The sequence below is a fragment of the Pseudoalteromonas sp. SG43-5 genome, assembly GCF_014164345.1.
Taxonomy (GTDB): domain Bacteria; phylum Pseudomonadota; class Gammaproteobacteria; order Enterobacterales; family Alteromonadaceae; genus Pseudoalteromonas; species Pseudoalteromonas distincta.
The window spans coordinates 62,987-72,837 of sequence record NZ_JACJFA010000004.1 but is presented as its reverse complement, the minus strand read 5'-3'; the positions used below and the strand labels follow the sequence as shown (position 1 = coordinate 72,837).

Annotated in this window: 9 protein-coding genes; all 9 read right to left on the bottom strand. The window is 36.1% G+C overall.

Annotated features, from left to right (window positions below):
- Positions 1-99 precede the first annotated feature (99 nt).
- Entirely contained in the window at positions 100-705 is a 606-nt protein-coding gene (locus H5161_RS05860) for a hypothetical protein (protein ID WP_182768898.1), read from the bottom strand.
- Complete coding sequence (locus H5161_RS05855; RefSeq protein WP_182768897.1) at positions 683-907, bottom strand: hypothetical protein; 225 nt, start codon at positions 905-907, stop codon at positions 683-685. Before H5161_RS05855 ends, H5161_RS05860 begins: the two co-directional genes overlap by 23 nt.
- 3 nt (positions 908-910) lie before the next feature.
- A complete protein-coding gene (locus tag H5161_RS05850; protein ID WP_182768896.1) occupies positions 911-1,192 on the bottom strand; it encodes a hypothetical protein in 282 nt (93 codons plus the stop codon).
- A 64-nt stretch (positions 1,193-1,256) separates the two neighbouring features.
- Positions 1,257-1,694, bottom strand: coding sequence for a hypothetical protein (locus H5161_RS05845; RefSeq protein WP_182768895.1), 438 nt, complete (start codon positions 1,692-1,694; stop codon positions 1,257-1,259).
- 101 nt (positions 1,695-1,795) lie between these two features.
- Positions 1,796-2,431: an amino acid adenylation gene (locus H5161_RS05840; RefSeq protein WP_182768894.1), complete on the bottom strand. Its 636-nt coding sequence runs from the start codon at positions 2,429-2,431 to the stop codon at positions 1,796-1,798.
- Between the two features lie 280 nt (positions 2,432-2,711).
- The gene (locus H5161_RS05835) at positions 2,712-4,760 is read right to left on the bottom strand and encodes a DUF262 domain-containing protein (RefSeq protein ID WP_182768893.1); all 2,049 of its coding nucleotides are present in this window, start codon (positions 4,758-4,760) and stop codon (positions 2,712-2,714) included.
- Positions 4,750-6,078 (bottom strand): DUF262 domain-containing protein, encoded by a 1,329-nt coding sequence (locus H5161_RS05830; protein WP_182768892.1) that lies wholly within the window; start codon positions 6,076-6,078, stop codon positions 4,750-4,752. The genes H5161_RS05835 and H5161_RS05830 overlap by 11 nt, the downstream gene beginning before the upstream one ends.
- A gap of 23 nt (positions 6,079-6,101) precedes the next feature.
- Positions 6,102-6,794, bottom strand: coding sequence for an amino acid adenylation (locus H5161_RS05825; protein WP_182768891.1), 693 nt, complete (start codon positions 6,792-6,794; stop codon positions 6,102-6,104).
- 10 nt (positions 6,795-6,804) lie between these two features.
- Entirely contained in the window at positions 6,805-9,828 is a 3,024-nt protein-coding gene (locus H5161_RS05820) for a DEAD/DEAH box helicase (RefSeq protein ID WP_182768890.1), read from the bottom strand.
- Positions 9,829-9,851 lie beyond the last annotated feature (23 nt).

The following is a 9,851-nucleotide window of genomic DNA, read 5'->3' as shown; positions in this document are numbered from 1 at the left end:
CCATGAGCACTCAAATTAGATTCGAGTAATATAACAATCCTTGTGAGAAATAAGTTTTTACAAGCTTGTGATTTCTGCTGTTACACTTTTTAGTTTGATCTATGAATAGAGATTACCCTTGAGCGCTCTAATTAATCGTTTTGCCTTACCGCTCTCAATTGAACAACTAGTTGTATACGGATGGTGAATATTAAATTGGTTTCTTGCATCTGCGGGAGTAATTGAGCCACTAAAATTGTCGTCAGTTTTGTACTTCCATTCAACATTTAACCTGTGAAGGTGATACTCAGATACAGGATCATTCGCAATTGGCTTCTTTAACAACTTATAAGTTGATGAGGAGGTTTTTGGAATTTCTGCAACGCCAATAGCACCATAACCATTAGCATAAGCTATTAATACATCCCCAGGTATAAAGCTATTAAGCAACCTATCTCCCTTGTCGTCCTTATCGCCATCAAACCCAGCCGAAACGATGGAATTTTCTTTCAAGCAAGCCCAGTTTTTGGGTTCTGTAGTGCCAATATTATACCAAAAATACTTAGGCTCACGTTGCATAGCGCTAAAGCTTAAAGGGAATGTTGATTCTGGGCTTCTATCAAATACAACCGAAAAATCTATATACTGCGTACCGTCTTCAAGATTAGATAGACTATACTGTATGCATTTAAACCCTACACCTTTATCTGATAGCCACTCCCCCATAAAAAAATGTTCGGTCAAATTTATTGGCTATTAAAATGATACGATTTTTACTGTTTATTTTGGCTCTATCAATTTCTACTGAATCTATAAACGACTCTACGGCCTCTATATATGAATCATTTATTAACTTTTTATTTTTTATAAAGTTATCGCCATTAAACCTAGAAATATCAGCTAAATATTGCAAGGCTTGCGTATCCACCCCCTAACAACCAAGGTCTTTTTTCAATTCAATAACTACGCCATTCCCATTTTTATCAAGTGCTAAAACATCAAGCCTTTTACCATTAGCAATCTTAACTTGGTTTTTTAATAAAATAAGTTCTTCCTCAAAAATACCTTCATTCAGTAATTGAGTTGTGACGTTATTATTTTCACCTTTTTGATTTTCCATTATAAGTTGCTCAAGTTGAAGCTCCCCCATACTTTGCGAGTTCACAGCTTCTAACACTTGCTTATTATCTTTTGAAATTATTTTGAATAACATCTTTCGCCCTAATTCTATTCATAAAACTTTAGATATATAGACTATTTTTTGATGACAATTTGACTTAGCTTTTACAATTAACCATATAAAATTCATAGTTTTGTTGCTGCTCGCTTAAATCGGCGCAAACACCCGATGAAACGTATAAGCACCTGTTACCTACAACAAGTTTATCGAGCTCTGATATGTATTGAGAGTAGCTATCGAAAACATTTACTTCAGTAGCTAGCTTTTTATGTCCAAATAATGATGTTGGTTTTCGTTCACTCGATTTCACAAATTCAGTTAATGCTTGTTGAGTTGTAAAAACTTTAAAGCCATTTCTACACTCATTCAAAAAAGCTAATAAGTCAGCAAAATCGAGCTCAACAAATGTAGACTCTTCCATTATTTTTATAAAAGTAGAGATCAACTCATCGGAGTAAATATGACCAAAATTATTTTTGATTTCGTCTATGATTTCACTCTTTATCTTAGCTGAAAATGGTTGGTAATCTTTCAAAATAAAACCTCTTTTATTGATGAGTTTAAAGTATTAACCAGCTCTTATTTTTTATGGTAATCACCAAAATTAATGATATTACTGGTATCAATTATTTCCTTTTATTGCCCATGATCACTTTGTCGATCAGTGATAAGTGATTGGCAATAAGTTAATAAACGCTCTATAGGTAAAAACTTCTCTTTGCGGCCAGTTGCTTTATTAGTAATACGTTTAGGTTGGGTGTTTAAGTAAATAGCTAACTCAATGGCAAGAGCTTTTGGTAAATCATAGATCCCTTCTTCTTTAAGTGTTTGGGTAACCCAAATCACAGCGTCGCTAATATGCCCGCATATACTTAAATCGGTATTTTTAACCCAGTGCGGAGTAAACTCTATTTTAGATAGCTCACTTAAAAGCACCGCAATATCGCTGCATGTTATTAGCTGATACACTTCACGCGTTTCAGCCAATATAAATTGCCATTCGTACTGCACACGCTGAGTTAACTCCTGTTGCGATAGTTTTAAATTAACGGGTATAAAAAACGTAAAACGGCTATTCGCTTCACAAACAATGATTGTTTTTTTACGAGATTTATAGCTGTTATCAACTATCTGCAATTGCCAGTTAAAACAATTATTATCGCTTATAAGGGTATTTACCCCTGCTTGTTTTCCTGGCTCATAAGGTAAGCGAGGTAAATCAGCTTTTAGGTATTTATTGAGAGCATTTGAGGCACAAAGTTGAAATTTCATAAACTAAACTTATTCTGCTAAAACACATTAAATAACAGCTTTTATGAGCATATAATTTGGCAGCTAAAGTACTAATATAGATTGCTTAACTATTTTTCCAGCTTGGTTATTTACACAACCTCTGAATAATAATGCTTGTATCGGCCCACTCATATTTTGGCTACTGTGATGTTTTATAAATAGTAAAGGAGCTGCCATGTAAATTATTTACAGTAGTTGCAGATACTACATGGCTATTTGATAAGAGTTTAAAAGTAGCATCAAATCTATTAGCTTCCCCCTAAGTAATTACAGGCAATAGCAGTAATTCTAACATTGCATCGCCATGCGGCTTAATACCGCTTGCTTGTTCAGTTAAATCTGTTTCATTTGATAAATACCAGTCTTTGTAACTAAACATCAGTCGCTGCTTTAAACTTTCAGCTTTATCGCCTTGTTTAGCTAGCACAGTTTTCTTTTTACCTTCAGGGTAATCGTTGCCTAGGCTTGAATTAGTAGAGCTACTTACTAAACATAAATTTGCAAACGTATCAATGAGCTTGTTATCCATAGCCTCTGTTTTAGAGGTTTGTGGATAGTGATGTTCAACCGAGCTACGGTTGGTAAATTTAAACTCGGTGGCTACTTTTTTAATAGAATTAACAACGGGCGTATCTAAAAGAATCTCATCATCCGTACCTAATAAACTAAATTTAACCTTATCAAAGTCTCCCCTGTTAAGTTCAAGCCATATTTTGTAGTCGAGGTAATTAAAAATATAATTTTGTACCGAAGTGCCACAATTAATAGTTTGTTTTAGAAGCTCTTTTTGAGATTGGATGCTACTTTTAGTATCTATATTTGCAATAGAACATAATTGATTAAAAGCACTTGTTTCTAATTGAACAATAAAATTCTTAACGTCAATTGTTTGTTCTTGATTAAATAAATACCTTAGCGTATTTGCAAGCCAATGCTTATAACTGTTACCCGGGTAAGACACATTAAACATACTTTGTAGCATAACCAGCTTTTCGCTATTCTCTAAAAAAGTATTAACAGTTGAAACATTATGCTTGGCTTTTTCTGAGGTTTTTCTTACTAAAGTACGCACTCCCCAGTTTTTTTCTGGGCTACTTAAATCACGCTTGATAATGTAACAATCAAACAAATACCGTGTTTTTAATAATACACCGGCAAACCGCCTGACCTTTTGAGCACATTTATCTTCGGCTAGGCCCTCTAGAATGTATGTATCGAACTCTTTAATAAGCTTTTTATCATCAAGCGACACCTTTTGTTCAATCAACTCATCAGCATCCACAAAAAGTGTAAGAGCATGGAGCAAAAAGTTAGGAAAGTTTATTATCGATCGAAAGCGATCATCCAATTGCGTTTGCTCATCATCTTTTTTTCTCTCATAAAACTTAGCTTCTGAATATAAGTTAAATAAATTTCCCTTACTCTGAGACTTCTGATAAATCGAAGCTTGCAAAGTATCTGAATTCTTTGATAAGGCCTGCTCACTGTTAACTTTATCAAGCACAGCATTAAATAAGCCACTCTCCCCATAACTCAAAGTTAATAACTGCTTTAAATCATCACCAAATATTTTTGTTCTTACCTTGCTATCAAACCTAAACGGAATATAGTGCCCCATATCTGAGCACGCATCCCAAATTTGAGCAAACACGGGTTGCTCATTTTCAGGTAAATGATTCATTAAGCGGGCTTTAACAACTTCGTGCTTTTCGAGCTGTTCACCGCGATTATTCATTATTTCAAAGTAATGATTAAGATCGGTATCTTTAGGCACACATGTTCGGACAATAATTACTTTTTCAAATAAAAACTTTTTAAATTCAATTAACTCATTTGCATTGAATTTTGATTTAAAAGTTTTTAAAGCCACATTAAATGCATTCACCATACTTGGTTCAAGGTTTTGTAACGCTTTACCTTTCGGTTCACCATGAACAAATAAAGAGAGGAGAGTACGTTTTGAACTTTCTCGGCATTCAAAGCTTAAATTAAGCGTTTTAATAGTTACTTCAACATTTAAATGTTTCAGCGCAGCCAAAATAATACACAAAGTAGTATGTCGTTGTTGACCATCAATGGTTTCATATTCAGTTATTTCTGTATTCGTTTGTCGTCTATCTACCACTAATGAGCCAACATAATAATTTTTGTTTTCGTCTTCTTTTCGTTGATCATCAATGTCATTAATAAGTTGTTCAACTTGTGCTTGCCCCCAAGCATAATTTCGTTGATAGCTAGGAATGGTATAAATAGCATTACCAAAAAATAACTCTTCGATAGTCAGCGCTTGGACGTCATTATTGCTCATTATTTGTATCCTTACCTAAATATAGTCCGTGTAATGCTTCTAACCCTTTGGTTTTATTACTGCTAACAGCCTCTTCATTTTTAATTATCACATAGCGCAATACTTCATTGGCATCTAACGCATGCGCAATGACATTTAATAAACTACTGCTATTTTTTGCATAATTATCAATACTAGCCATTAATACCCGCGAGTTTTCCACTCTTAGCTTATAAGCCCAACAAAAGCATAAACGGATAGCTTGCTTAAAATGGTGCTCTTTAAATTTATCATGGTAAAGCATTACAACAGCTAAAAATAAATTACGCGCATAATTATCACCAGCCCTATGCGAGCCATTGTAACTTTTTAAATAAGGTGCTAACTCAGTATGCTTTTCTAAGTATTTTTGCTGTTCAATATAATGAGCTACAAATTCAAAAAAACGTGAGCCGTTAAGTATAATTTGACCTATCTGATGTGGGTACTTTAATTCGTTTTTATCAACTATTCGATCCACTGAGTGATTGTATTGAGTGGTGTAAATATGGGCTCTTAAAGCAGTCTCAATGTAATGCGGTACCTCTTTATTACTCAGGTTTACTCCTTTAAAAACATCAATATGTTTATTGGTAAAATATCTCCCATGTTCACCTTTAAGCCATCGTCTAATTCTGTATAAGTAATTAGCAAATATTGGTTTTAAATTACCCGAGCTTGTGGCTTCTTGTTCCCAATGCTTAATAGTGTTTAATTTTGTTTGCTGAGTTTCGTGACCCATTTCACGTAAGTGATATGCTTTTAAAAGATCATGAGGTTCAAGGGCTTTACCTCGTGCATTCTGGCTATCAAAAAATTGAAACGCCTCACTTATATCGCTCAGTTTAATAACAACAAGCGAGCAGTTCGATAAAATAAAGGTATATAAATTAATTAACTCTTGCTCATCCATTTGCTCAAGCTGCATGTTAATAAATGCACTGTTGTGCCGAACTTGTTGTTGCGACTCGGGATGAGTAATGACAATAGTGGTTAAAAGTGCAGGTTTATCCGTTATATTTAATTTAGTAGCTATAGCTGTAAGCAGAATACACAAAGTAATTGTGCGTTGCTGACCATCAACTATTTCAAGTTTATTGTCACTAGTTGCAGTATGTAGAACAACTGTACCCAATCGATACTCTGCACCGCTAATTAAATAATTACTTTTTATATCTACTATTAATTGAGCCACATTATGTTCATTCCAACGGTATGGCCGCTGATAATCTGGAATAACTAAATCACTCGCAAATAATGTTGCAATAGATTGAATTTCAGGAGAGATAGTACTACTCATTTAACCTTCCTTGTCATTAATATTTACCTGTGCAGGTAATCTCTAAAATTAATTATATTGTTATTACCAGCTATGTCCGTTGATGCTTTATTACCTCGCTGCTCTGAGGTGATCAACGTTTGGCAATAATGTAATAAACGCTCTATGGGTATAAATTTCTCTTTTCGGCCAGTTGTTTTATTAGTAATACGTTTAGGTTGGGTGTTTAAATAAATAGCTAACTCAATGGCAAGGTCTTTAGGTAAATCATACAACTCTACTTCTTTTAGCGCTTGGGTAACCCAAAGTGCGGCATCGCCAATATGCCCGCTTATGCTCAAATCGGTGTTTTTGACCCAGTGCGGTGTAAATTCTATTTTAGATAGCTCACTTAACAGCACCGCAATGTCGCTGCGTGGTATTAGCTGATACACCTCAAGCGTTTGAGCTAATATAAATTGCCATTCATATGCTAAGCGCTGAGTTAACTCCGCTTGCGATAGCTTTAAACTAACCGGTATAAAAAACGTAAAGCGGCTATTAGCCTCACAAACTATGATTGTTTTTTCACGAGATTTATAGCTGTTATCAATTATCTGCAATTGCCAGTTAAAGCTATTATTATCGCTTATGAGTGTATTAACCCCCGCTTGTTTACCAGGCTCATGAGACAAACGAGGTAAATCGGCTTTTAGGTATTTATTGAGTGCGTTTGAAGCACTAAGTTGAAGTTTCATGGATTTAACCTCACAGCCCCATTGACGACATTAGCTCATGCTCACTCACAACTTCAGGCGTTACGACCGCATCCCTTAGCATGGTCTTCTTTGCGAGTAGTTTGTCTAGGTTCACATCAAAAGAATCATATTCTGGGTGTAAAAGGCAAGGTAAGTGAATAAACACAGGCTTTTTTTGACCAATACGATAAACACGGTCTGTAGCTTGCGCTTCTTTTGCAGGGTTCCAGTGGCGTTCTAAATGAACTACATGGTTTGCACCAACAACAGTTAAGCCAACGCCTGCCGCTACAGGCGACATAATTATAACGTTAAAGCCTTCTTCTGCTTCAAAGTCAGTGATCATCCCTTTACGAGACAGCTGATCTTTTTTTGTAGCAATCGCTTTACTATCACCGTTAATAACATGAATGTTTAGCTCATAAATTTTATCTAAGCATATTTTAAGAACAGCCTGGAGCTTTTTAGTCGTCGCAAAAATAATTACCTTATCTTGTTTGTTTTTTATATCTGACAATATATCTAACAACATGCGTAACTTTTCAGACTCTTGTAAATTACGCTGTGCCTCTTTGGCATTATTAGGTGGCTGTTTAAAAACCTCATCAAGCCTTGGATGCAAACTAACAGCCCTTAATTGCTGTAAAACTGTTAAAGCATGGCCGCCGCCCTGCTCTTTTGCTTTCTCCTTTCTATAATCTTCAACAATTTGGTTGTAGCCAAGCAACTGACCTCCGGTCATATTACGAGCTAACTCTGGAGCAAATGCCATATTGTCAGCCAAGTCTTTATGAATACCTGTTTTTATTGTTTTAGTAGGCATTCCGGTTAGCTCGTCTTCCTTAGTTCGGCGTAACATAAACTGCCCAGCAGCATTACGTAAATCGTTACCAACTTCTAAACGCACCTCTGCTTTTTCCTCCTCATTAGCACTACTTATTGGCTTAATCCAGCGCTCTCTAAAATAGCCCCAATCGCCTAATAGCCCTGGTTGCGCTGTATCCATTAAACACCAAAACTCGCTTAAACTATTTTCAACAGGAGTACCTGTAGCTAGTAATTTAAAATCAGCTTTTAGTGCTTTAGCTGCACGTGTTGCTTGAGTATTTGGGTTTTTAATATTTTGAGCTTCATCAAAGATTACAATTCCCCAGTCAATAACACATAAAGAAAATTGGTAATCCCGTAGCGTTTGATAAGTCGTAATAACAACCCGTCTATCCATATCTAAACGCTTTGTTGCTGCATCAGCCCCAACATGCAAAGCGTAACGAATAGATTTATGATCAGCATGCGAATCATTCATTACCGTCGCAAGCTGCATAGACTCTCGTTCAGCCCCTTGAACTTTAAACTCTTTCAAATCCCTTGATGACTGCAGGACTTTAATATCTCTAAATGGGGAATTTTTAAAAGTAGCTTCAACCTCTTGTTCCCAGTTTTCGAGTAAACTAAGTGGAGCGACTATTAATATAGGCTTTTCGGATTTATTGTTTTGCTTCTGCATTGACAAGTACTCAGCCAGCATAACTAACGTCATATAGGTTTTACCAAGCCCCATATCATCGGCTAGTAAAGCCCCCTGTACTCTATACATATCATCCTGGTTATCTAATTGCGCTGACTTAAGTAACGACATCATCCAGCTAATGCCAGACTCTTGATGAGGGAAAGGTGTTCGCGCTAAATTAGTTCTGTCAAAACTAATAGATCGGTCTAACTGCGCAACTTTATTTACAATGTCTTGATTATGTTCTTCCGCATCTTTTAGTAACAAGGAGACTTGCTCTTTACGAACCAGAGTATCTTCAACTTCAGGTGTATCTGAGTCATCAGAAGGATTTGCTAAATTTTCTCTTACCTCTGCGAGTGTTTCACTAACGCGCTGCTCATCGCGTATATCAATTGACTCATCATCAACAATGACACTATCAGCATTTTGCCCTTTAGCTTGCTGGTAGCTTTGCTCAAACGATACAACGTCTTCCTCGCATTCAAGCAACTTTACCAATCGCTCTGGTGGTTCACTGTCTGTGTTAGTCGAAAACCAGCCATTACTTCCGTCACTGTCTTGACCAAAAGGAATGTGTACCATTTTGCCAATACCAGCAACTCTGAGAGAAAATCCAAGATCGAGGTTTAAAATAGATGCATCTAAAAAAGCTGAAGGGGTTTTAATAAATTCTGCGACCTTGTGTGCAGGAATGGTTCTATTTTGCAGTACTTCTTTAACAGCTTGTTTTTTATCGTCAGTAAGTAAAACAATGCGGTCTTTTATTCGCATTACTTGCCCGTCGCCCTGTAACTGAGCTAAGCGATTTTGTAAGTCTTCAGATGATGATCCATCACCAAAGTTTGGGCTAAGCTCTAAGCTACCATCAGCCCTTTGGTTTGCAGTTACTGTGATGTGTTCTGGTTGGACTAAATCAAACTTATCAAAATGTTTTAAATCTAGCTTCAATCCATCTTTGACGGCTTGCTGTAACTTAGCGACAACCAACACATTATTTAGCCCAGTGCGGTCATCGGGCGTAAGCGACGAATGTTTTTCTACGGCTAAAACAGCATTAAGCTGCTCTGGCGTCATTAAATATTGTGTTTGCTCACTAAAAAAAAGTATCGGTCCTTTTCTTTTTACTGGATATTTTTGCTGCTCAAATTTTGCAAACAACTGCAGCGAAAAGCTACTTTTAGTTGTTCTACCTTGAATATCAACGTCAAAGTCGTTATTAAAAAAAGGCGGTAACCCTAAAACGTCTGCATCTTCGGGGTCTAATAAACATGCTTGCTCACTATCAAGCCTAAAGCCATTAGGCAGTGTTTCAGCAATATGTCTTTCTTCAAGCATTTTAAGTACTACATGCTGAATAAGCTGACTACTTCCACCCTCACCTTTGTTTAGGCAATGAAATGTAGCTTCATCAGTGGCAAAATTAACGCCATACGAGTCATATACTAAGGAGTATTTATCGTCCGCTAAATGACTATTTTTATTATTAGGCAAAAGCCCTTTTATCAAACTAACAAGTGACATGTATTTTTAAATCCCTTTTTAAT